Source organism: Rubripirellula obstinata, assembly GCF_001642955.1.
Taxonomy (GTDB): domain Bacteria; phylum Planctomycetota; class Planctomycetia; order Pirellulales; family Pirellulaceae; genus Rubripirellula; species Rubripirellula obstinata.
Map to the genome: position 1 here is coordinate 37,505 of NZ_LWSK01000022.1, position 25,554 is coordinate 63,058.

Consider the following 25,554-nt stretch of genomic DNA (forward strand, 5'->3'; position numbering starts at 1 on the left):
GCTCCCAATGCCCTGGCAAACACCTTCCGACGATCTTTAGGTCGTCTCAGTCACTGATCTTGCGGATGCTAGGAAGCGTCGTTTCGACAGCGGTGCGTCAAGCTCGCCGAAGTCAAACTCCGTGGCCGTTGCTGCTGGATCCAAAACGAGATTTGAAAAGACGTCGTTTCCGACGTTGGCGGTTGCCCCGGTTCCGGCGTCTTCTTGCCCGTCACGGAAACCTGCTGGTTGCGTCTGAGTCAGACTGTACGTTCCAGCGGCCAACTGAGCGAACAAGTAATCGCCCGCCGCGTTGGTGGTCGCCGTTCGATCAATCGTGTTGCCGATCGAATCGGTGCCGGTTAGCGTCAGGGTGACTCCTTCGATGCCAGCTTCGCCTGCGTCTTGCACGCCGTTGTTGTTGGCGTCCACGTAGACCGTGCCTGCCAAGGATCCAGTAACAGGATCGATGGTGGTTGCCGCCGTCGCAGAGTTGTTGCCCGCGTTGGTTTCTTGGGTCGTTGTGGACACGGTCGCGGTGTTGGTTTGATTACCGGTCGCACCAGCGTTGACGGTCGCCTGGATCGTAAAGCTGAAACTGCCTTGGTCGGCAAGGTCGCCGCCGTTGACGGTCACGACTTGTCCCGTCGCGGTCAGTGCTCCATTCGGCCCGGTGCCGCTGACGAATGTCACGCCGGCTGGCAGGGTGTCGGTCACGGTGACGGCACTGGCGGGCGATGGCCCGTTGTTGGTGACGTTGATCGTGTAGGTCAACGTTTGGCCGGCCTGAGCCGCGGATGCCGAAACCGATTTTGCAATCGTCACGTCTGCTTGTGGCGTGACCGTGATATCGACATCGTCTGAGTTGTTGGTCACATCGTCTTCACCGGCTGCTGACAAGTCAGGGACGCTGGCAGTGTTGGTGATGGTTCCAGATGCAGTAGCGTCAACCGTGAAGGTCAGCGTCGCGTTGACCGCTTCACCATCATCCAGCGTGATGCCGGGGAAGGCGACGGTGTTGCCAGTTAGCACACCTGCGTTTCCTTCCAATGTTCCACTGACAAAGGTCAATCCAGTTGGCACAACATCAGACAAGACGACGCCGGTAGCGGTGCTTGGGCCTTCGTTGGACAAGCCGACGGTGTAAACCACTGTCCCGCCGATGACCGGCGAAGCGTTATCGACAGCCTTCGTCACAACCACGTCAAACACAGGTGTCAGCGTCGTGGTTGCGGTGTCGTCGTTGTTGGTCGTGTCCAGTTCAACGCCAGTTGATGTGACCGATGCGGGATTCACAATTGTACCGGTCGCAGCTTCGGGAATGTCAACCGTGATGGTAAACGTTCGGGTCTCGCCAATCGGCAGAGAATCGAAATTGACCGTTGCTGTGTTGGTTGCGGTATCAAAGTTTTGGCCATCCGCCGTCGCCGCACTGATGACCGCTCCGATTGCGTTAGCTGGCAGCACGTCCGTAACGACGACGTCAACCGCGTCGCTGACGCTGTCGGTATCGTGCGAGACGGTGATGGTGTAAACCAGTTGGTCTTGTCCAGGAACAGCCGTCACAAGATCGACTGTCTTTTCCAAGATCAAGTCAATCGATCGTCCAACCGTGACGTCTTCGTTGTCAGTGTCGTTGGCGGCGTTGGTGTCAGTATCGGTTGTCGATACGGTCGCAACATTGGGAATGGTTCCCGTGGCTGAGCTGGCGAGCGTGACGTCGAAAGTGAAAGTTTTGGTTTCTTGGAAATCCAAAGTCCCAGCATCGAACGTCAACTGCTGACCCGATTGGCTGAGCGTGACACCCGTTGTTCCGGCGTCCAAGCTGCCGGTAACAAGCGTCAAGTTAGCGTCCAGGGTATCAACGATTGACACGTCGCGTGCTTCACCAGGACCATTGTTGGTGACAATGATTTCGTAGGTGAGAGTCCCGCCGGCGATCGGTGTGCCTTGCACATTCTTGGTGATGCCGACATCAACTTGACGCAGAATCGAAGTGTCTTCGTCGGTCGTGTTATTGGTCAGATCCGGGTCGGTGTTCGGATCGGCTGAAACCGATGCGTTGTTGGTCAACGGGCTGGTCGCGTTGGTCGCAACATCCACCACCACGGTAACGATTGCGGTCGCGCCGTTGGCTAGCGGTCCAATCGTTCCAAGAATGTCGCCGGTTCCGCCATCGACGGTGACCAAGTTCGCTGCTCCGCCAACATCGCCACTGACAAACGTGACGCCCGCTGGAAGCATGTCGCGAACAACAACGCCGCTGGCGTCATCTGGCCCATCATTGACGACCGTGATTTGGTAGGTGATTTGTTCACCAGCATTGACCGGGTCAGTGACGTCAGTTTTGCTGATTCGCAAATCAGTCGTGATGATGTCCAACAAAGCGTCGTCAGTGTTGTTGGTCAAATCTGTTTCGACTTGATCGTCGGTGGCGACGGTTGCCGTGTTGGTCAGGTCAGCGGTCTGATTTGCACCGATGGCGGTCGTCAACGTAAACGTCTCAGCGACGCCCACAACAACGGTACCCACATCAATCGTGGTGGTGTTTCCGAGCGTGCTTTGCGTGAACGTTCCCGAAGAGTTACTGATCCCAGTGAAGGTCAAGCCGGCTGGGAATGCGTCAACGACTTCCACGTTGGTCGCGTTAAGCGGTCCAAGGTTTTCGACCACGATATCGAAGACAGCGGTTCCGCCACCAAACGAATCGGATGCGGCTTCGTTAAGAGTCTTGGTGATTCGCAGGTCAATCTGCGGGAAGAACCCAAAGTCCAACGTTGTATTCGTGTTGGGATCGGTGTCACCGTCGTCGGTCGGTTCCAGGTTGGATTCCAACGTGATCGTTCCGCTGATCACATCACCACCCGCGGTCACGCTGCCGCTGTCATCACCGTCGGCATTGTTGTCGGGGTCGGGTGCAGGATCGTTACCGGTGCTGTTTGCGAAACCGAACAGAGTTGCACCGGTGGCAAAGTTACTTGCTGGGATGACGGTCGCGTAGTGACCGGGAATCAAGTTATCGAACGAATAAGCACCGTTTGGCCCGGTGGTGGTCGATGCGATCGGTGTGTCGTTGGCGGGATCAACCACGTCATTTGGACCGGCCAATTGGTACAAGTTGACCGTGACCGCGGTCTGCCCTGATTCGCTGCCCTGACGCAAGCCGTCGTTTTGGAAACCAGCAGCGTTGTCAATGAAGACTTCGCCCCCGAGTGACAGGGTTTGAATGTTGGCTAGGTTCGTTGTCACGATCTCTGGTGTAATCGCTTCGACGATGTTCACAAAGACGTCATTGTTGGCAGACAAGCCGATTGAAGCCTCGATCGACCCAACGTTGTTGAAGTCCGCACCATTTGAGAACGTGCTGAATCGAACAAAGGTCTCGATAAAGTTAGCTGCGTCTTGTGGGACGGCGACGTTTGCAGTCGAGGTTCCGCCGTTCATATCGCGAACGGTGATGACCAACGTATCACCAGCGGTTTCGGCGCGGGTTCGCACGATTAGACCAGCATCGAGGTCGAGTGCATCGCCTGCGGCACCGCCACCGAGCGAAACGCCGCCCAACCCGTCGGCATCCAATGCGATCGAATTGTCTTCACCGTCGTACTGAATCAGGGCTGTGCCGACACCGTCACCGAGCGAACCAATCGACACGCTGCCCGCCGCACTATCGACGAACAGGGTGACCTGGCCGGTGGCTGCTGTGTTGGTGGATTGAACGTCTCGTCCGCCACCAACCACATCGGCCAAACCAGTGGCCGAATCATCGACAGTGATGCCAGCCGTCGCGGTAACGTTTTGAGTTCCATCGGTGTAATCGTCGATCAACTCCGTTCGCAAACCGGCGTCATTGGTTACCGTAACCAGCGTTTCGGTCGGTGTTTGCAGTTGCGGTACGGTGGCTTGCTGGACGAAATAGTCGCCTGGTGAAAGTCGATCGAAGCGATAACTTCCATCGGTCCCGCTGACCAGCGTTCCGACCAATGCGTCATTGCCATCGAACTGGCCGTCGTTGTTGGTGTCCTCGAACAACTGGATCTGAACACCGGTTGCACCCGCGGTACCCGGTGCCACCAAGTCGCCGTTGTTGTCAACCAAGACTGGCGGATCCGAAACGTCGAAACCATCGTTGCCTTGATCGACGAAGGTGGTACCGGCGATCACACCGAGGTCCGACGCCATCAATTCGCGTTTTTCCATCGACTCCAATCGCAGAGCACGCTTTTTGGCGGTGCGAGTGGATCGCTTGGTGGATCGGTTGAAGCGGCTGAATAGTTGGTGCAACATCGTAGCTGTCCCGTGACGGGGTGTTCTCTTTTAGTGGGGGTGCCAATTAGCCGAACATGTGTGCTCGTGAAACTGACGTGATGCGGTTCGATAAATTCCGATTCAACGCACTCTTTTTACTCATCGGCCATTCGGACCAGTCGTCTTGATAGTTACCAGCGAGATAGCCGTTACCAGCGATACTCGCCACCAAAACTCAATCCTTGGACCCAGTAGTCGGTCGTGTCGAATTCAAATCCAGGTCGGGCTGCACCGGCGATCGGTGGAACTTGCGGTGGAATCAGGTTTGGATTGACGTCGCGGTCAATGTGGTCGCCCGGGCGAACCATGTTGGACCAGTAGATGAACGTGTAGCCAAGCGTTGCTCGCAGATGATCCGTGAGCTGGTAACCCAACGTGGCACCGATTTCTGGCACGACTGCGAATTCGTTTCTTTCAAAGACACCAATGTTGCCAGGATTCTGAGTCAGCAATCCGCCCTCGAACGTTTGCACGCTAGGTGTGGCTGATGGATCAGTGATTTCAGTGCTGCCGTTGACGCGAACAGTTTGCTTGTTGTTACCGATCGCCAAGCGAAGGCTGGTGTCAAGCGACCAGAATCCGCGAGTCCGTCGATTCAACCATCCAATGTCAAAACCGTTGAACTGGTTGCGTGTCTCGAATCGGTCCATGATGTCAAACGAACCAGGGTTGCTAGGGTCGTTGCTGACCAAGTCTTCATGGATCGTGACGCTTTCTTTCAGTTGCAAACCGCGATAACCAAAGATGGCTTCGGTGCGGCTGCAAAAGTGACCTGCACATCCGCAGAACAACCCGCTGCTGCATCCTTCGCAGCAATTGCGGAGGTGTCGCAGATGAACCCCGGCACCGGTCAACTCGCTAGTCGCCGTCGCTCGGACGGTTCCGGTCAAAATGCCAGGGAAGGCAACGATTTGTGCGTCTTCTTGGTTGGTTTCAGTGTTAAAGAAGGGACGCGATAAGGTCGGGTTTCCCGTGCTGGTTCGTGAAATGCCTTCGCTTTCGCTGCCGATGTTGAAGTACTCTGCACCCAATCCCCAAGTGTGGCATTTGTCTAACCAGACACCGAATCGTAATCGTCCGCCGTCAAAGTTGTCGGTTAGCACATCGTCGCCGCCGAACAGAATTCGCGTGGTGGCTTGGCCTAAGACACCAGCTTGGGTTGCCGGTACGTTGGGGCCCACACTGCTGGTGACCAAGGGTGGCAAATCCATTCCGTCTTGCCACCAAGTTAAGTATTCAAAGCTGACCCAACCGTCTTGTGGAACGCACAAGGTTAGGCATGGACGCCAGGCGTTGGGGCTTGCCAGTTCGCCACACATGCTGCAGCCAGATGTTCCGCAACCGCCGCACGACATCGAGTCGCAACCGCTGTCGCAGCCACCACCGCAGCCCATTGAATCGCAAGAACCGTCGCCGTAGACAACGTCGCTGTCATAGCTGGGCAGGCCGTGGATTGGTGTACCGCTTCCGTATCCCATCGGAATCTGTCCGTCCAAATGTCCGTGTTGGACTGGCGGGTCGATGATCGAACTGGCCGGTGGCAACGGTGCGTTGTTGGCAGCGACTTGCCGAACGCGTTGTTGATTGGCCCGGCGAGTTTTGGCCTGGCGAGCACGATCGCGTGTTTCGTCTTCATAGCCGACCAGTTTCACAGTCGTTTCTTCAAGCTGTGATTCGTCGGCGTTATTATCGCCAGCGTCGTCGCGGCGACTAGGTTGCCAACTGGCCCTAGCGACCCGTTCGGTTGACCGAACATTGCGATCAGCGTTGCTGTTGTCGCGTCGGGATGTGTTCCCGTAACGCGGATCAGCCGCAGACGTCGAAGCGGCGAATAACACCGCAACGGTAAGGAAAATGTTAGTTTGACAGCGGAAGGTAAGCACTGGCTTCACCCATGATAAAGCTGGGAAGTGAACGAAGAAATTTCGTCGCACACGTGGGGGGTAACGCGAACCAGCGATCAAAAATCGAATCTGCTTCGGCAAAGATCGACCGGCTCATCAGTGGTATCGGCCAAGAATGTCGCCAACATCGAATCAAATCCGGAAAAATCGGAAAATTCGTCAGGGTCGGCGTAATCGTCAGGGTTTACCAAGGCTGCGCCGACTCTGGTCTTCCGGATCGAACTCTCCCACAAGCAGTCCGTTCAGTATTTCAGGTATCGTTTTGCACAGTTTCACGCCTAATCACTTCTCCCGCTTGCGCGAGAGAGCTCAAGCCAAAGCGTGGGAGAGGGGTTACGATCAGGCACGCTGGCCCCCTCCCGGCCGCTGAAACGTCCGACCTCCCCCGCTGCGCGGTGGAGGTTCTAAACTGAACGAGGATCACTTTCGCGGTGGAGGTGATCTTTCTGTTTTCATCATTCGCGTGACAGGAGAAAGTCGTGGATAAGCGACACCCTATTTCGGATGCACGCGATTTGCGCCGAAGACAAACTGAAGCTGAATCACTGTTGTGGAGCGTGTTGCGGGCGAAGCAAGTTTGTCGCCTCAAGTTCCGACGCCAACATCCTGAACCGCCCTACATTATCGACTTCGCTTGTCTCGCGGAGAAGCTTGCCGTTGAAATCGATGGTGGCTATCACGACAACGTGTACGACAAGGACCAAGCTCGTGAAAGATTCTTAATTGATCGGGGTTGGCGGATCAAGCGTTTCACTAACGAAGATGTTCGTAGCGACGTAGAATCTGTTGCGACCGCAATCGCTAGGTATCTCGGTCGAGTCTACAGTTTCCAAAAACGTCAAGCTGGAACTTCAAGTGTTCTGGATCGCCAGATCGCCAAAAAAGACAGAGACAAACGTTAACTTCCTCAACCAAGCCAAGCTCATGTAGTTTGGTCACGACAGCGTTTCACCTCTCCCGGCCCGCGGGAGAGGTCGAGCCTAAGCGAGGGAGAGGGTTTACGATCAGGTGCGCCGGCCCCCTCCCGGCCGCTGAAACGTCCGACCTCCCCCGCTGCGCGGTGGAGGTTTTAAGCCTGCACTTCTCCCTTTGGGAGAGGTCGAGCCTAAGCGAGGGAGAGGGTTTACGATTAGGTGCGCCGGCCCCCTCCCGGCCGCTGAAACGTCCGACCTCCCCCGCTGCGCGGTGGAGGTTTTAAGCCTGCACTTCTCCCTTTGGGAGAGGTCGAGCCTAAGCGAGGGAGAGGGCTTACGATCAGGCGCGCCGGCCCCCTCCCGGCCGCCCAAACGTCCGACCTCCCCCGCTGCGCGGTGGAGGTTTTAAGCCTGCACTTCTCCCTTTGGGAGAGGTCGAGCCTAAGCGAGGGAGAGGGCTTACGATCAAGTGCGCTGGCCCCCTCCCGGCCGCCCAAACGTCCGACCTCCCCCGCTGCGCGGTGGAGGTTTTAAGCCTGCACTTCTCCCTTTGGGAGAGGTCGAGCCAAAGCGAGGGAGAGGGCTTACGATCAATTACGCGGCCGCGTTTGATCTAATATCTCACACCCAGAAACGCTAACGCTTCCAGCATCATTTGTTCTGCGGCAAATTCCGCCTCGTCGCGAGTCGCGATCTCTGATCCCAGGATTCTTGTCCATTGCTTCATCACGTCGCTGCCGTGAATTGCGACGTGGATTTGGTGGACTTGGTTTCGTGGTGGAACGGTTGGCAACGCGCATGTCATCGCGACGCCCACGGGGTCGGAATCCGGCCAGTCAGAAAGTTTGGCAGCTCGCTTGAAGGCTCGCTGCGCCATTTGTTGCGCCGTTTCGATGGACGCACTTGGGCCCAGCGGTTCTTGACCCAAGTAATCCGTCATCGAGCGACGCGAATACGGGACGACGGCTTCCACGAATTTTTGCGACGCGCCGGGGCGGCGCAAACACGTCCCGATGACGCCGGTCCCGCCGCCGCTGATGACCAATGCGATTTGCAGCGTCTTACTCACAAACGATCGGCAAGCTTTCGCTGTGTGCGTCGAATTCCGGCGCGTACATGCATTGGACATTGGCAAAACCGGTTTGGTATTCGCCTTTCAATTGAACGCGAGTGGAATACTCGAACACGTAGTTACCTTTGGGCAAGTAATCGATGAAGAAATGGCTGGCGGTGTCGCGAGTCGATTCGTAATAGCGCAGCCCATCTTGTCGCTTGTACCGAGACAATACATTGACCGGTTCGGTTCCACTGCCGCGATGATCTTTTAGGTGAACAAATTCCATGTCGCGATCGGTTCGCAGCACGATTCGCACGACCAATTCATCACCGACCTGCACTGGCCCGTCCACTCGCATCAATTTAGGACCAGCTTGCGTGTTTTTCTTGACGTACAACTGCTTGGTCAATTTTAGCGGTGTGCCATCGTGTGGCGTGACCTTGGACAAGTCTTCCAAGTACTGCCAATGAAGGCTGCCCCAGGCAACACCGTCGTCGACTTTTGTAACGGTCACATCGCCCATCGCTGGTTTGACGGATTCGCCAACGAAACGTTGCTGATAAAAACCGGTTCCAGCTTCGACGTTTTCAGGTTCGATCTCCTTACCATCCAGCGAAACCGCAACCAGTGCATCGGACGCCAGCAGATCCGAACCGCGGAGCAATAACGAATAGACTGCGTCGGCGGTTGACTTGGTCGTCGGCCATGCTTGCGTCTGTTTTTGTTTCAGCAGCCAAACCTTGCAGTCTTCGACAGCCTGTTGATCACCGACCACTTCATCAAACGCCTCGATCATCATCGCCTGCGTTTCAATGGGAGCACGGTACCACCACCAAGACGCTTCCAGTTCTCGCCAGAACATTCCCAGTTCTTCGTCCGTAACGCTGCGTTCTTTGATCGAAGCCATGATCGCCGCGGCCTTGCTCTGTTTTCCAAACCGTTTCAATGCGACCGCAAGCTGAGCCTGTGATTGACGAACATTTAAGTCCAACCAGTGTGTTTCTGCTTGATCCAACCAGTACTGGAACGCTTCACGATTCTCGTCAGCGACTGGAATGTCCTTGGCAAAGAAGCTGCGTCCATACAGATACAATGCGATCGTGCTGCTAAGATGATTCTTGTCTCGATTAGCGGGCTCGATCTTGCGATACATCTTGTTGGCCCAAGCATCCAAGAACCCGAGTGCTTTCATCGCAGGTTCGATATCGGCATCTGCGCCCAAGTGCCGAAGCCGTCCAAATCCGGTGGTGATGTACAGCGTTAGATACGCATTGCTTGGTCCGCCGTCAAACCACGGCCACGAACCGTCATCGGACTGCATTTGCGACAGCTTGGTAAACGCTCGCTGCATTTCGCTATCGAGTCGATTCTGCTCGAACAGAATTCCGACGTCGCGACGAGCCTGGCTTTCCGCTTTGGCCTGAACCAACCACGGCGATTCTTGAATCATGACCGATTTGAGGTCTTCGTTCTTCTCCAGCGGACTATCTAGCGCCGGTGTCGCACGCCACTGCGCGAAGACCTGTTCGATCTTAGGATCGCTGCTAGCGATATGCCGCGCCAACGCGTTCGCGTAAAAACGATTGAACGTCTGCTCGCTGCACTGATGCGGGTATTCCATCAAATACGGCAGCGACATGACCGCGTACCACGACGGATTGGAAACCATTTGCACGGTCAACGATTGATGATCGATCGAATCCGAATCGATTGATGCCAACAATTTTTTGAACTGGAAATCTTTGGTTTGCTTGCCGCGAATCGGCAACGGCAATGACTCGGTCACCATCACGCGTTTGGACAGCACCGGCAAGAAACCTTCTTCCCCATCGGACAGCTTGCCCGTTGATCCAACGGCCTTGTAAGTCAGGAAGCCCAACCCGTCGGCAACCGTGATCCGCCACGACAGCGATTTGGATTCGCCAGCCGGAATCGAAAACGGCAAATCGGTTTCAGTGTTGCCCAAGTCGCTATCGACCGAGTCACCGGTGCGGGCGTCCGCAAACGTCAAACGCACCGATCCCGTTTGCAGGGTCGGCGATTGGTTGCTGACTTTCACAGTGAATTCGATCTCGTCGCCTTCGCGAACAAACCGCGGCGGATTGGGTTGAACCATTAAATCTTTGGCCGTCACCGTGGATCCGGTAATCATGCCGTTTCGCAATTGCTTGTCGTGAGCCAGGCCGATGAAGTTCCACTGCGTCAGTGCTTCGGGCATGGTGAATGAAATGCGAACCGTTCCGTCTTTGTCAGATACCAATTGCGGGAAGAAGAACGCAGTCTCATTCAGATTTTTCCGAGCGGCCACGTTGTCCAAATCAGGACTAGGCTTCTGCTTGTCGCTGGCACCACCTCCGCGAAATTTTTCAACGAGTCCTCCGCTGGCATCCGCATCTGCCATCATCATTGATTCTGCTTCAACGGCAAAGTCATCTGCAAATGCTGCTTTGGACTGTACCGCATACCCCGTGTCCATCGACGCGGCCGCCATCGGCATCACGCCGCCGCGACGCATGCGTGATCTGCCGTACCACCAAACGTTTCGAGTCAGCTCGCTTGGGAAATGCCAGTAGGTCAATGTTTCATTCTTCCGGTCATAGGGTTGATAGCTGCGAACGGTTTGTAGCGCCTGCGACTGGTTCTCGAACGTGGAATAGACGTTGTTGGAATTCCGCCGAAACAGATTGCTGAGGTTTCCAAACGAGTGAGGGACGAATGCATCGAGCGACGCGTCGTAAAGCGTTGCGACCATTTCGGCGATCGCCGCATCGGGATCGTCGCCGCCGGAATTGATGATCGCCGTCCAGGTTTCCTTGGCACCGGGCTGCAGTTTGGACACAAACCGTTCCCACTTGATGTCAAGTTGTTTGTTGGTCCATGGGACATCTATCAAATGGTTCCGTTGATAGATTCGGTTCTCGCGAACCATGGTCGTGCGCAGCGTCACGCCACCTCGCATCGATTCGTCAATCGGCACCTCGATGACACCCTGGGTCTGTTTCCCGTCCGTCCAGAACGCTTGCAGCACTTCATCGCGATGGACGACTTCGATGTAAACTCGCACCTGGTCGTAGCCGCTGCCCCAGATCGCTCGGAAGGTTTCACCGGGCTGAGTGCTGCCAGACGCATGCGTCAAAACAAAGGGAACCTTGATGCCGAACTTCTTTGCGTCCGAATCAATCACTTGAATTTGAACATAGGCAGTTGCACGGTTGCCGTTGCCATCATCGGCATCCAGCACACCGCGATACAAACCGGCATCTAACTCAGTTTCCAGTGTCGCTTTGCCCGAGGGTGTCGTTTCGTAAGGCAACTCCGCAACCATCTCGCCTAATTCCCACGAACTAGGGTTTGCCGGATCAGGCTTTCCGGGCTGCGAATGGGACGATCGGCGATGAAAACGATGACCTGCGATCGGTGAACGTGCCACCGTGTCGGGTTGCTTTAATCGATAGACCTTGACTGTACCGGTTGCTTTGGATTCGTCGCCGAACAGCCCGCTGACGTTGACCGACATCTGCACAGGGGTTTCCGTGGTCAGGAAATTATCAACCGCAAAAGTCGCCGAAATTGCGGAATAACGCAGTGACAAGCTTGTGTCGTCGCTGCGAGTTTCCCCGGTCGCGTCAATCACATCGGCGTAGATGCGGTAGGTGAACGTTGGCTCGGATTCCTTGCTAACTGATTCGTCCGGTTTTGCCGTAAACTTGACATCGAACTGCCCCAGTGAATCCGTTGTGGTGGTTCCGATGGCGATCTCTTGATCCGGGCCCGGCGAGACTGGCATCCACCAACAACGCCAGTACCACCACGGTGCGTAACGCACTGAACGAACGACTCGGTAAGACACCTTGGCACCATCAATGGGAACTCCGGTGTAGGCAGTCGCTTTTCCTGTCACGGTCACCTCGTCACTCAACTTGGCCGGATCCTTTGGCGATTCAATTTCGACGCGAAACTTGGGCCGCTTGTACTCTTCGACGCGAATCGAAGTGCCACCCTGTGGGCCTGAATCAATTCGCAGATTCATCTGGCCCATCAAGCGATCTTTTGGCGCTGTCACGCTGGCGGCGAAACTGCCGTAGTCATTGGTGCGAACGCTTCGCTTTTCAATCTCTTGGCCGTTGGCGTCGGTAAACACCACCGTCAAGTTTTTGCCGGGCAAGGTTCGGTAATCATTGGTTTCGGTGTCTGACCAATAACAAATTCCCTTGAACTGGATCGTTTGCCCAGGCCGATAGATCGCACGATCGGTGAAGAACAGCGTTCGAGCATGATTTTGTGCGGTGCGATTCGGCCTTTGTCCCTGGTAAACCGGATTGGCCGATCCGAGTGAGTCTTTGCCACGTTTGACCAGGAATCGAACTTGTTGCGATTGGTTTTCGGGAAGCTTGAAAAATCCCTGAACGTTTGTTGGCAGTGTTTCAGTCAGCTTGAAGAACCCTTGGTTTTGACGTCGCCATACCTCGACTTTTGCGCCGCGAATCGGCTGACCCGAATCAGCGTCCGTAACAAAACCATCAATTTGGCTGCCGTCGGAATGGCGACGCGTGACCAGGGCAAGGTCGCTTCGCCAAACTTCGGTGATCGAAATGTTATTGGATTTCTCGCGAAAGTCTTCTTGCTCGCTCGTTAGCAACAAATAGGAGCCGAAAGGAATGTTGTTGGTTACTTCAGCAGGGATCTTCGTTTGTTCGGTTCGTTGTTGAAAGTCATCCGTTGGCGGCAGATCGACCGACCAAGCTTGAACTGGGGTTTGCTGCAATAGCTCGCCGACTTCGTTTTGGACCAACTGCGTTGGTTGGTACTTTCGTGATTTCAAAAAACGATCGTAGTCCAGCGAGATCAACCGAAAGTGAATCTTGTCAATGTTCTTGTAGGAAACGTCGATCGAAGGCATCGGCTTGGCCCAAACGCGTTCGGTGTGAACGCCGATGGAAACTTGTTCGATTGTTTGGATCAAGTTGTGACAACGGCGTCCGCCAACACTGTCGGGAAATCGAACCAACCCTTCGCTGGCAATTTTGTGAGCCCCAGCAGGATCGCCATCGGCGGAAAGCTGTTCGGCTAGGCGATGGATCGCACGTGCGCTGATCGGGCGGTCCGCGTGCTGTTTTGAAAAGCGTTTCAATGATTCTTTGTAGCGGTCGTCTTTTTCTTCGCCGACTGCTTTGTTGAATCCAAAACGAAGGCGTGCCAAATCCCAGTCCAAAAGAGCCGTTGTGTTGTCGCCGTCTTGGTGAAACCGCAGCAGGTCTTGGTACAACGCGATTGCTTTTAGCGTGACGGATGATTCGTCACTGGAATCTGGTGTCCATGCCAGGAACTGTTTGGTGGAATCAAAGATGGGGGAATCGGCGGACATAACGAATGCGTCTTGTGCGAGCGATCCCGCTTGCTCGCCCGCGGCGTAAAACTGGATCGCGGATTCGGCGATGACGTCATACAGCGTTGGTCGGTATGCGTCGCCAACGGTGCCTTTGTCCAAGAACTCGTCGTAGTCCGAAGCAGCGATCTGTTTTAGCTGCGGGGCAGCGGCCAAGGCGGCGGCAAACCGTTTGTCGATCTCGCCAAGGATGCGTTGCAAATCCCAGGTTGTAAAATCCTTGTCATCGGCATCGGGTGAATCGACTTGGGTGCGTCCGGCGAAACGCCACCGGTTCTGCTGGAAATAATGCCAATACCAATGGGCCAAAACCGCTTCCAGTACGGGCTTGATTTCGTCGGGTGACTTAGCGATCTCGGATTGCATCCGAGTCACCTTTTCCGACGGCTGATTGCCCTGGATATTGGCTTCCAAGACGACTCGAGTCGTGATCCCGCGGACGGCTTGGTCGTAGTTCTTTTCGGCCAGAGCTTTGTCGATCAGCGGCGTCAGTTCTTTAATCGCTGTTTTAGGTAAGCCTTTGTCCATCGCAGCACGAACCTTTTTCCAAGAAGGATCCATTGGAATCGGCGGACCGGCGGCCCACAGTGCAACCATGCTGAGCGTTGACAGCATCAGCAATCCCACCAAAAACAATTTCTTTTTGACAACCATGGTTCACACTTATTCGACAAGAGAGCAGATGAGAGGGAAGGGAGAATAAGGTAAACGTTGCTGGGCAGAGTTTATTAGGAACCTTTTCAGGTGTTCACCGAGCTGTGTCACCCTTTCGTCTCAAAATTTCCATTTCAACATTCGACTTTACACCCAGCGGACGATCTGCGGTGACTTTGGCCGATGCCGCGGGTGCAATCTGAATCGAAATCGCGGGCGAAACAGGCGTCAAGGCAACGATCATTGCAGCGATACAACACGTCCCGATCGCTGCGGACTTCAACACGTTTTGACCAGCCAAGCCAATTGGTCGCATGATCTTGTACAGCCGATGTTCGACGATCGGCAAACTACTCAAGCCGCTACCCAGCGGCCGCGCTTGCACTTCGCTGCGGTTGGGTTCAAACGGTTCACAGAGAAAATCCAATGTCTGCAGAATTGCCTCGGCATAGACACGACGTTGTTCGGGTTGCCCCGTTGTGGCGGCTGCGTCACAGCATCGTTCCTCACAAGATTCGATTTGCCGACGTGCGATCCACACCAACGGATGCCACCACAAAAACACCATCGCGATCACCTCGATCCAGCGAACCCACTGATCGCGACGTGACCAGTGCGCCAATTCGTGTTTCAGCAACACCACTCGCGATTGACGATCCATCTGATTCCACAGCGTGCGTGGGAAAACGATGATCGGTTTGTCCGAAAGTCTGCAGCTTCGCGAAAAACCAAACGCGGTATCGCAGTACAGCATCGGCGATACAAACGCGTCCACCAGCCACACTTCCGGAAAGTTTTTCGGCAGCGAGGTCTCAAGCGGATCGGCAACGCTCTGATGCAGAACCTTGGTGGCGCTTAAGTCAAACCGTCCTCGGTATTCGATCAAGCGACGCATTCGTGATGCACTTCGGCAGACCCAAACCAACATCATCAGGCTGCCCAAACACCAAACCGCAATCAAACATGCGCCCCAGTCAAGATTCAAATTTTGCAGTCCCGAATTCGACAGTGCCGCGTCCGGTAGCGAGCGCAAGGATGACGGAGCCCAGACGGTAAGCGGAAACGCGAACATGGGCGGCAGCATGATCCGAATCAAAGCCAACAACCACAGCCGATGAGCGATCGCAGGTCGATCGCAGTAGCGGCCAACGATGATTGCGATGACCGCAATCAGGGTGGCACCAAGCGTGCCGCCGAGCAGCCAATTAAAAAGATCGACTGAATCGAAGCCAAGCGAAAGCTCTTGCATCATTGCCGGCAGCATCATGTTATTGCCCGCCTTTTGAATCGGGCTGATCGCCATCCAAATCTTCAAGCATTGATTTCAGCTTTGATCGATCGCCTCGCGAAAGTCCAGATCGACGAACCAAGTGAGTCAACAGCGGCGCGAGTGAGCCTTCGCACAATTCGTCAGCGGTATTTTGCAAACGCCGTTGGATTAACTCGGATCGATCGATTGCGGCACGAAAAAGTCTTGGCCAAACGCTTGGGTCACGAGCGACACATTGTTTCCTTTCCAAACGGCCCAACAATTTTTGGACCGTCGCCGTCGTCGATGCACCGGCGTCGCCGTACAATTCGGTCGCAAGCACTTTGACGCTGGTGGGGCCCGACGACCAAAGTTGTTCCAAGATCGCGAGTTCGGCATCGGTGACGTCTTGGGCCTTGCGGGCCATTGGCTGTGCATCCTTTGTGATGATTGACTCAAAAACGATCAAATTCAGCGTCTGGATTGCCAGAGAAACTGAAGTGCTAGAAAAACTGGGGCATCCGTCAAAACCTGGACCGCCTACAATTGAAAAAACAGTAACTTGAAACATCATTGTGAGCTGGTAGAGGTCGTCATGCAATCGGCACGCGATTTCTTTCGTGACACGCTATTCCTGCTTCCTGCGAGTTGAACTTGTCTTTTGAACCCTTCGCCGCTCAGTGCCTGACGTGCGGAAGTCGCTTGCGGGTTTCCAGCGAAGCATTGCTGGGCACGATCGCGGCCTGCCCCAAATGCGGGTCGATGGTGAAAATTGAAAAGCCGCCTCAAGTCAAACTGGGCAACGTCCCGGTGGACAGCGAAGCGATCACAGAAGACGGAATTTCCACTGAGTTCCCCGGCGTTTCGGATGCGTCCACTGAGTCTGCCACTGGCGAATTCAAAACCGGCTTTGCAGACGCTCCGCCGATCCCCAACCTGGATGATTCCGACGACACAACGATCGCCGGGCCACCGCCGACTTGGCAAGACAACGAAAACTGGCAAAGCGACAAGACCAAACGTACACGTCACATCGCCATGATTGCGACGATCGCGATTTCGACGCTTAGCGTCACCGTGTTGACGTTCGGATGGTTCATGCGGATGCAATCCAAGCCGGTTGCCGTCGCTGAAGCCACTGAAATGGAAACAGATCCGTTAACGCAGATCGATCCATTAACTCAGGCACCCGGCGAAGCCACAACACTTGATTCTGAACAAGACGTCACTCCGACGGATTTAGAACCGCCGGAGCAAACCGATCCGATCGAACCGGTACCTGATCCTTTCGCTGAATCCAGCGTGGAGACGACCGAGGTCGCAGATCCCATCGATGTGCCGCAAACGGTCATCCCTTCGTCTTTGATCCCGAAGTCACCCATCGAAACTTCTAGTGGCGATCAAGAACCGGAAACTGATCAAGACGCGCCGACGATGAAGGAGTTACCGGCGGGCTTGCAGCAATTCATGCCGATGACGTTGAACGAAGGGCCGGCTCAGGAAACGTCTTTGGCCGCGCCACCAACGATTAACGAAATTGAAATCGACGCCGCGGCCGAGGAAGATTCCAACACGCTGGGAATCGAACCGCCCAAGCCAATTGATCTAAAACGAGACCTTGGATTCAAGGTCTACTTCAACAGCAAAGGTTATCCCTTGCCATCGTTGCTGTTGCTGATCAGCGAAATGACGGGCGTTCCGATTCAAATCGATTGGACCTCGTTCGATATCGCTGGCATCGACGTTGCAAAACCGATCAAGGTCGTTGGCAATGCGCAGACTTGTCGTCAGTGGCTCGACACGATCGCCGAGCAAGTCGATGCAGAGATCCGCGAAAAAGAGTTCGTGATCGTGATGACGCTGACTGACAAAGCTTTCGCGAAAGCGGAAACCGGCATGTTAGATCTGGCTGACTTTGGCGACCGGGCAAAGTCTGCTGAACAGGTCGTCAACGAATTCATTGGTCCAGAGAATCCAGTGCCGGAAAATGTTGCGCCCGAAGCAGTGGGCGTCGAGGAAGCGTTGGGCAAACTAAACGAAGAACTTGAAGGTGCAGAGTCGATCGCCGGCGAGGGCGTGATGCAGGCACGTGAGCGTGCTCAGTTGAAAGTTTTGGCAACCGAGATGCTGCGTCGAATGCGATCGATTCAACCGCGTCTACCTGATGATCGCGCCGGCCGATGGATGCAAATCAGTGATGATCGTTTGATTGACTGGCAACCGATTGGCGACGTCGATCCCGCTGAACTGAAACCGGGAACACAGCCTGATACGCCGATCACGACCGCGGCGATGCTGCGAAAAATTTCATCGATCAATGATGCGGTTTGTTTGGTCAATTGGTACGACGCCAATCGACGCGGCATGCGGCCAACGCGGTTAGTGATGCCGCGTGCCGACAAGATCAGCGCGGCAAAAATGTTGTCCAGCGTGCTGGATCCGTTGTCGATGGAAGTCCGCCGCGTCGACGCAAAACACTGGTGGGTCGGCAGCAACGCGACCTACGATCGCTTGCCGGTGTTGGTGCATTCGGATCGGCTGGGCAAAGGCCGCGAAGCCTACGTCCGCCAGCTTGACGAAATCATGTCCGCCGACCCAGACGCCGTGTACCAATCGGCCTACGACCCGGTCAGCGACCGAATGCTGTTGTTGTTGCCTCGCTATGTCGCCCGCCAATTAGAAAAATTGTCACAGGAAATCGCCCGACGATAAACACGACGATAAACCTTGCCACCTGCTTTGCTGCTGCAAGTTTCTGGACGCAAAGCAGGGTGATTCGGCTAAACCGAAGTCAGCAGGAAGTAGAGGTTTTCTATCTCAGGCATAGATGACCTTAGCTGTTGGTTCAATCAAAGGACGTGACTAGATGTGACCAGTCTTTCGTGATGGCCGCGGCAGCTTCATCAACGTTTGGGTAGAGTCCAAACAGACGATCGAAGTGGACGATGTGCAAAATCTCGGCCACCGTTCCGGCCGCAGAAGCGATCGCCATGGTGCCGCCGATTTTCTTTAGTCGGCTGTTGGCTCGCACCAACACCGCCAATCCCATGCTGTTGATTTGGTCCACGTCACCACAATCTAGCACGATCTTTTCAGCTTCGTCTCCAATGAAGCCTTCAATGCAATCGAGCAAATACTGCGACGTGATTGAATCAAGCTTCCCGCTCACCTCAACAACCAAGACGTCGGGATGGTAAGCGTGCGTGTACGAGATGTAGTCGATCATGGCTGGCAGTTTGGGAAGAACGAAAACTAAGCGGATAACTGTTTGACGTTATTTCCTGAATGGTTTCCGCTCGTGGTTATCCGCCATCTAGCAGCAAAACCAGTGCAACTCACCTTTTGAGGCTGGGGATTTTTCGCAACCCGCAGCGTAAGCAAGGAATATCACAAATCCCCTGTTAACGCTCCTAGGCTGTGAATTTACCTCATTCTTAAACTTAAACCTAAACTTAAACCTAAACTTAAACTTCAACTTAAACCTGAACCTAAACTTTCCCCGTGATAGTTGAAGTTTAAGAAAAAGTTGAAGTACAAGTTTTGGGATTGCTCATTTGTTCGCAGCCTATGCGAGTTAAAATTTCAGTGTCCAACCCAAATTAAAAAGTGCGTTGCCCTGGCAGCAAAACAAACCCCTTGGCCCTGTGCCCCATCTTCTGCGATACTCTCGGCTCTTCAAAACACGACCATCCAAGGCACAACCGCCAGAGAAAAGGTCGATTCGCGGGGGTCAAGCGGTGCCCAGTGCGTGAATCCGGCCGTCAACAACAGCAGAATTCTCTATCCAAACATTTCAAACCAGAAAATTTCTCGAATGATTAAAAACTTTTCACCCAAATCATTGGGCATCAACGGTCGCCAAAGTGAACTGATCGAATTGGCGTTGACCTATGGATTTAAAGGCATGGACGTCGATATGCCGGAAATGCTTCGCCGCAATTTGCGAAGCGAAACCGGCGACGCGTCGAAGTACTTGGACGCGGCCAAGAAAGCCTTTGACATCAAGATTGGTGGCTTTGCCTTAGACATCGACCTCGATTCCGATGACGACACCTTCACCAGCCAAGTAGGCACGCTGCACCCGCTGGCCGACTTCGCCAAAGAACAAGGTGCCGAGCGAGCTTACATCAAGCTGCCCGCTGCAACGAATCGTTTGCCCTTCCAAGAATTCTTTGAAGTGCAAACATCGCGATTGAATCAGATCGCGGAAGTATTGGCTTCGCGCGACATCAAGTTGGGCGTTGGCTTCTCCGCTGGCAAGGAATTGGAAGGCGACAAGGAATTCCCATTCATCCGAAACGTCGAAGGCTTCATCTCGTTGGTCAAGGGACTCGGTCACGGAGCCGGTTTTTACGTTGACACCTGGGATTGGATTGTCGGTGAAGGAGCGATGGATCAACTGAGCGAATTGACCGCCGACCAAATTGTCGCCGTTCGTTTGTGCTCAGTTCCCGAAGACGTCGATGTCGCCAAGGCCGAATCATGGCAGCGCATTGTCCCGACTGCCGAAGGGGCCTTGGATCACACCAAGTTGATCGCCCACTTGGCATCGATCGGATTTGACGGTCCCGTCAGCCCCGGTGCCACCGGAATCAGCTACAAGGGCCAAACTCGTGAGAGCATCGTTCAACTTGGCCAAGAAGCAATCGACGGAATCTTCACTGCCGCCGGCCTAACCGTCGCGCCATTGCCGAAAGACACGATCGAAGAAGACGCCCCCTACGAACCGATCAGTGCTGAATAGTCAGCAGACCAGTTCACAATAAAACTTTCAAACGCCGCGTCGGTTCATTCCGACGCGGCGTTTTTTTATAGTGGCATGGACTACTAGCCTGTGAATGAATCAACACAAACTGCAGCGCTGTAAATCATTGTGGCAACGGCACATTTCCCTGATCGCCAGTATGTAGGCCGTAGCGAGCCAAAGCGAGTTACGGCAATTTGCGCAACGCCGTAACTCGCTATGGCTCGCTACGGCCTACTTTCAAGGGTCGTGACAAGTTGACAGCGACACATTTTCATCAGGCCACTTCTAGCCTGCGTTGATTCATTCACAGGCTGGAAGCCTATGCCACTTACAACTACTGCAGTTGTTGTCGCAAGAACTGCATCGCTGTTTTTGCGATTCGGGGTTGGATGATGCTGGGGTGGCCGCCGATCTTGACCGTTTTTTGGTGCAGGTTCCCTGCGGGATCGTAGACGAAGATCGATACATCACTGGCGGGGATCGGTTGGTCGGCTGATGGATCCAGTGACGGGTATTCATCGACTAGGATGACCCAGTCGGAAGCAAACTTCTTTGCGATCGTTGCCATGGATGCCTCGATCGAATCAGTTTCTAGCATCGCCATCAAATCGGTTGCTGCGGACATCGATAGTCCGCCTCGGTAGGACGTCGTCGGTTCAATCGCGGCGAACCAATCACCTAGCGGTGCCGCCCGGCCGAGTTCGATGATCGATAGCGATTGTCCGGCGATGCGTAATTGTTGGTCGATGGCGTGTTGTTGGTCATAGGTTTCACCATCGCCAAAGTAGAATTCAGAAACACGCTCTAAAATCTCGGCGCGAGTTTCGGCGATCTGTGCGGCACAATCGGATTCAGAATTTCCCGTCGCAGTAATGCGAAGCGAAATGGTTGCTTTGCTAACCGTGATTCCGACGCGCGGACTGCGTTTGCGATCAATCATCTGGCCCAAACGTTCTTCCATATCACTTTCGCCAGTGCCAAAGAACTTCATCACGTCGTGGCGAATGTGCGATCCGCCGGCTGATCCAACTGCGGTGGCATCTTTTAGTATTCGTGGACTCACCGTTTCGTCGAACATCCGTTTCATTTCAGCCGGTACACCTGGCAGGGCAAACACTCGACCACCGGAATCGAATTTCAAATCCACGCCGGGTGCGGTTCCCTGCGGATTAAAAATCTCTTGGCTTCCTTCCGGGAACATTGCTTGCATGTGATTGCGCGCGGGCATTTGTCGGCCGCGTGATGCAAACATCGATTCGATGTGTTGCAGTGCCGAATCGAATTGCACCAGTGGGCGGTCGATGGCGGCGGCCAGAGCTTCTCGCGTTAAGTCGTCTCGCGTCGGCCCCAAACCACCTGTCGAAACCACAACGTTGGCACGGGATGCCGCGATGCGAAAGACATCGACGTTGTCGGCAAGCGTGTCGCCGACCGTGCTGTGGAACTTGACTTGCAAACCGAGTTCACCCAACCGCCTGCTAAGCCACTGGGCGTTCGTGTCCAACCTGGCTCCGCTGGTCATTTCATCGCCGATTGAAACCACTTCGGCGGTCAAACACGCGGGAACCTGGTCACTCATCTTGGGTTGCTTTCGATTTCTGCTTGGTGGCGGTTTCGGGCTGAAACATCGCCCTGGATTTCTGGCGATTCAAATCAACGGACCGTTTGGGAACTTCGTCGATAAAGACGATTCGATGTTGATAGTTTCCGTGGCGGTCAAATAGCAGTTTGAATTCCAGCCAATCCGGCCGTTTCTGATCGGGCGGCGTAATCTCGAAGAACCACCAAGCGTGCGACCCTTCGGCCTGGCGACCAACCCATCGGTAAACAGCCTGATCATCCTGGCCTGGCTTGGGAAGTGGCGAGACCCGGAATCGACGACTCAAGTATTTCAAACGGCCAGCATCGCTTTCAGAATTCTCTTTCGCCATCTGTCGGACAATCCATTGTTCGTCCAACACATCCAGGCGAATCGCGACTTCGACACGAGAAGACTTTTCGTTCCACTGCACTTCCGAGATCGTTTCATGAACCGGATGCATTAATAGACAATGCAGCATAAAGCTGGCTAGCGACAGAGAGAGCATGGGGGGATCCAACGACTGAGAAACAGAAACCTTCGTCGATGGTAATCATAGAGATTCTGCTGTCGCTTGCATCATTCGGTGGATATTATTCTGCTTTCTGTCAAGTTCTGCGTTCTGTCAATCCTTGACGTTCAGCAATCACTCGTCACCGAACGCCATGACATCGATTTCTTCGTTGTCCCAGTTTTCCGTTTGTTCGATGGACGATTCAGAAGACGACTCAGAGGTTGACGCTTGGCTTGGCGAAGGTTCCGTGGCTTGCGTGTTGGCGAAGTCCTTCTGCTGGTCCTTTTTCTGATCATCGGACAGTGCGTCCAGTTGCGGTTCGACGGTTTTGTTTTCAGGCAGGCGGGGTCTAACCGGCGTAGGACTAGGCGACAAAGGCCCCTCGGCCATCGATCCACCGACAAGCGTCGGCTGAACAGTTTTACTGACCGAATTTCGCATGTAGGTGACCTTGATGGATTGGCCGGGCTGGCGAGATGAAGTTTCATTGATCAATTTTGCCGTGTCCGGTATCGCCTGACCATTGACTGAGATGATGCGATCGCCGACCTGGATTCCGGTCTGATCGGCGGGCGAGTTGGGTTCGACGTAAGTGATCCAAACACCACTGTTGTTGGGCAGGTTGCGAATACGAACGCCCAACCGGCCACCTTGTTTGGCAGGATTCGGGACGGTGGCTGGCGTTGGGGTTGTTCCCGAAACGATGACGGGTTTCGGTTGCGCTGGCAGCGCGGTTTGCGGAATCGCCGATGGGGTTGTGGGCCTTGGATTGACCTGTTGTGTGTTCACGGCACGTCGTGCTCGGATTCGGCTGAAAATCCCTTGGGCGTCGGCGTCATCGGCAACCACTGATGTTCCAGCAAATACCGTAATGAGAATTAAAAATTGCTGTGTTGCCGCAAAGCTGTGTGATGAATTCATAGAAACCGTCTCGTGTTAGCTGATCAATCGAAAACGCCAGCCTCTCGAAAACGAAAGGCTGGCGTCATTGTTAAAACGTGAAGAGTGCTGCGTTAGCAGCCGCATCCGCTGTCACATCCGCCACCGCAGCTTGAGCAACCGCTGGCAGGAGCCGACGCAGCGCCGCAACCTGTCGATACGCTTGATCCGCAACCGCTGGTGACAGGAACTTCAATCGTTTGTGGGACCATGATGGTCTTGCAAACTTGAACTTCCTTTTGAACCTGAACAGGAACGCAAACGGTGTAGGTTTCCGTCTTGGTTTCTGGAACTTGGTCGACCACGGTGACCGAGTAAGGAACTTCTTCTTGGACTTGATCCATGACCGTTACGGTGTAGGAGCGAGTCTTTTGTTGAGGCACCATGTCGGTGACCGTTCGTTGACGAGTTTCGGTCGTCATCGAAGTCTTAGGAACCATACGGGTGCGGGTTTCGCTAACCATGGTCGTCACTTGACGATCGCGGGTGCGAGTTTCAGTGCTGTAGCTTGTGCGTGACTCGGTTCGAGTACGTTGTTCGCTACGAGTCTTGGTCACTTGGTACTCTTGAGTACGAGTTTCCTGACGGCACTTCTGAATTGCAACCTGACGGGTGCGAGTTTCTTGACGCGTACGAGTCACAGGAACGCTACGAGTACGAGTTTCGTTGCGTGTCTTTGTGACGGGAACCATTCGAGTCTTGGTTTCGCTGCGGTACTTGGTCACGGTGACCGGACGAGTGCGAGTTTCGGTTCGGCACTTGTTCACGGTGTACGTGTAAGGCTGCTGAACTTGCTCGGTCGTGTAAGTCGTGTAGGCAACTTGCTCACAAACGACGTTGGGAACCCAAACCTTCTTGGTGATGGTTTGCGTGCAGCCACCGCCGCAAGCGTCGCCACATCCGTCGCCGCATCCGCAAGCATCGCCGCATGATCCGCACGATCCACATCCGCCACAACTGTTGGCGGCGGGAACTTCTTCGGTCACGCACTGATAGCTACCCATGTCCTTGGACACGGTGCGATACTTGGTGACTGGGACGCGTTGGCAAACGGTCTTCATTGCGGTCTTGGTTTCCTGGTAAGGAACCTTGACGCTGTAAGACTGCTCAGTCGTTTCGGTGTAAGGAACCTGAACCGTGTAAGTCTGTGCGACTTGTTCGGTGTAAGGCACGCAAACCGAGTACGATTGCTCGATGTTCTCGGTGTAAGGAACGCTTACCGAGTATGACTGTTCTTGCATTTCCGTGTAAGGAACGTTGACCGAATACTCGCGTGTTGCGGTTTCAGTGTAAGGAACCTGAACGGTGTAAGGAACTTCAACCTGTGTCGTTACAGGAACCTGAACGGTGTAGTTCTCTTGGACAGTGGATGTCTTAGGAACTTGGACCGTGTAGGATTCTGCGACTTGCGTCGTCACAGGAACTTGGACCGTGTAGTCTTCGGTTCGCTGTTGAGGAACCATGACGGTGTACTGTTGCGTCTTGGTTTCTTGCCGAGGCACGCTCTTGGTGACCGTTCGTGTACGTGTCTCAGTACGAGGCACGCTCTTCATTACGGTAACTTCGCGAGTCTTGGTTTGTTGTTGCATCACGGTCTCGGAGACCATTTGCGTTTCGGTGACTTGTTGCGGAACCATGATGGTTTTTGTCGTCATGGTTGGTCCGCAGTCGCCGCTGCCCAAATCGCTGGCAACGGCAGAGCCGCAACCACAATCCGATGCAGGGGCTTCGCAGCATTGTGCGTTCGCTTGGCCAGCCGCACAGACGGCGGTCAGCAACATGGCGAATGAAAATACAGTCTTCTTCATTGAGTCGATCCTAGAAGCTTCGGGGGGAATTGGCCGTCGCGGCCGGGGAGAAAAATCGTTCCAATCAAACTTACTTCGCGCGTTGTAAATAACTGTTTTGTTGGACAACTTGACGCAAAAGCGCAATTCCGAAAACTCATTATTTGAAAATTTGCGGATTGTAGGGGCCGATTACGCACTTGCACCCGAGCCAGCAAAGCTCGAGCGTCTTCTGTTAACGGAGAGTTGAGAATTGTCCTGAAGCAACTTCCGTGTCCGAAAACATCTGTCGCAGCAGGACTCGCCAGGCTGACGCAGTGAAGCATTCCGAAACCGTTTAACCGCGTGGGCATCGCCTGGACCGCTAAATCTTTGGGATTGCATCAGTTCTCGTTTGCGCAGGTTTCATTCTCACCGCGACGTTGAGTGCTTCCGCCGGGCTTGCCCCGGACGGAGCGGCAACTGGAAGCTACTACTAACCGCAGATATTATTCGAAAGGGTACTCTCACGTAGGCCTCCGTTGCGGGCTTGTCCCG

Annotated in this window: 14 protein-coding genes; 3 read left to right on the forward strand and 11 right to left on the reverse strand. The window is 54.4% G+C overall.

Going from position 1 to position 25,554, the window contains the following annotated elements:
* Window positions 1-36: 36 nt before the first annotated feature.
* Both RC85_RS08505 and RC85_RS08510 read right to left on the reverse strand, forming a co-directional pair.
* Window positions 37-4,266, reverse strand: a complete 4,230-nt coding sequence (locus tag RC85_RS08505) for a beta strand repeat-containing protein (RefSeq protein ID WP_068261127.1) — start codon at window positions 4,264-4,266, stop codon at window positions 37-39.
* A 170-nt stretch (window positions 4,267-4,436) separates the two neighbouring features.
* On the reverse strand, window positions 4,437-6,125 hold the full coding sequence (locus RC85_RS08510; protein WP_162273191.1) for a BBP7 family outer membrane beta-barrel protein: 1,689 nt from the start codon (window positions 6,123-6,125) through the stop codon (window positions 4,437-4,439).
* Window positions 6,126-6,670: 545 nt separating this feature from the next.
* Between RC85_RS08510 and RC85_RS08515 the strand changes: the two genes are divergently transcribed.
* A complete protein-coding gene (locus RC85_RS08515) occupies window positions 6,671-7,093 on the forward strand; it encodes an endonuclease domain-containing protein (protein WP_068261128.1) in 423 nt (140 codons plus the stop codon).
* A gap of 625 nt (window positions 7,094-7,718) precedes the next feature.
* Here the strand turns inward: RC85_RS08515 and RC85_RS08520 are convergent.
* The 4 genes from RC85_RS08520 to RC85_RS08535 form a co-directional block, all read right to left on the reverse strand.
* On the reverse strand, window positions 7,719-8,174 hold the full coding sequence (locus RC85_RS08520; protein WP_068261129.1) for a CinA family protein: 456 nt from the start codon (window positions 8,172-8,174) through the stop codon (window positions 7,719-7,721).
* The gene (locus RC85_RS08525) at window positions 8,167-14,202 is read right to left on the reverse strand and encodes an alpha-2-macroglobulin family protein (protein ID WP_084422486.1); all 6,036 of its coding nucleotides are present in this window, start codon (window positions 14,200-14,202) and stop codon (window positions 8,167-8,169) included. The genes RC85_RS08520 and RC85_RS08525 overlap by 8 nt, the downstream gene beginning before the upstream one ends.
* A 94-nt stretch (window positions 14,203-14,296) precedes the next feature.
* The gene (locus tag RC85_RS08530) at window positions 14,297-15,517 is read right to left on the reverse strand and encodes a M56 family metallopeptidase (protein WP_149752985.1); all 1,221 of its coding nucleotides are present in this window, start codon (window positions 15,515-15,517) and stop codon (window positions 14,297-14,299) included.
* A complete protein-coding gene (locus tag RC85_RS08535; protein ID WP_068261178.1) occupies window positions 15,471-15,878 on the reverse strand; it encodes a BlaI/MecI/CopY family transcriptional regulator in 408 nt (135 codons plus the stop codon). The genes RC85_RS08530 and RC85_RS08535 overlap by 47 nt, the downstream gene beginning before the upstream one ends.
* Window positions 15,879-16,105: 227 nt before the next feature.
* On the opposite strand from RC85_RS08535, the gene RC85_RS08540 reads away from it, so the two are divergent.
* Window positions 16,106-18,163 (forward strand): hypothetical protein, encoded by a 2,058-nt coding sequence (locus tag RC85_RS08540; protein ID WP_149752986.1) that lies wholly within the window; start codon window positions 16,106-16,108, stop codon window positions 18,161-18,163.
* Window positions 18,164-18,296: 133 nt separating this feature from the next.
* Here the strand turns inward: RC85_RS08540 and RC85_RS08545 are convergent, their stop codons facing one another.
* Window positions 18,297-18,677 (reverse strand): STAS domain-containing protein, encoded by a 381-nt coding sequence (locus RC85_RS08545; RefSeq protein WP_068261136.1) that lies wholly within the window; start codon window positions 18,675-18,677, stop codon window positions 18,297-18,299.
* 588 nt (window positions 18,678-19,265) lie between these two features.
* Here RC85_RS08545 and RC85_RS08550 point away from each other — a divergent pair.
* Window positions 19,266-20,195, forward strand: a complete 930-nt coding sequence (locus RC85_RS08550) for a TIM barrel protein (protein WP_068261181.1) — start codon at window positions 19,266-19,268, stop codon at window positions 20,193-20,195.
* Between the two features lie 337 nt (window positions 20,196-20,532).
* Here RC85_RS08550 and RC85_RS08555 read toward each other — a convergent pair whose 3' ends face one another.
* The 4 genes from RC85_RS08555 to RC85_RS08570 all read right to left on the reverse strand — a co-directional run bounded on the left by RC85_RS08555 (window position 20,533) and on the right by RC85_RS08570 (window position 25,038).
* Complete coding sequence (locus RC85_RS08555) at window positions 20,533-21,777, reverse strand: competence/damage-inducible protein A (protein WP_068261137.1); 1,245 nt, start codon at window positions 21,775-21,777, stop codon at window positions 20,533-20,535.
* On the reverse strand, window positions 21,770-22,285 hold the full coding sequence (locus RC85_RS08560) for a DUF6702 family protein (protein WP_149752987.1): 516 nt from the start codon (window positions 22,283-22,285) through the stop codon (window positions 21,770-21,772). Before RC85_RS08560 ends, RC85_RS08555 begins: the two co-directional genes overlap by 8 nt.
* Window positions 22,286-22,423: 138 nt before the next feature.
* Window positions 22,424-23,212 (reverse strand): PDZ domain-containing protein, encoded by a 789-nt coding sequence (locus RC85_RS08565; RefSeq protein ID WP_068261144.1) that lies wholly within the window; start codon window positions 23,210-23,212, stop codon window positions 22,424-22,426.
* Window positions 23,213-23,304: 92 nt separating this feature from the next.
* Window positions 23,305-25,038, reverse strand: coding sequence for a hypothetical protein (locus tag RC85_RS08570; RefSeq protein WP_084422488.1), 1,734 nt, complete (start codon window positions 25,036-25,038; stop codon window positions 23,305-23,307).
* Between the last annotated feature and the right edge of the window lie 516 nt (window positions 25,039-25,554).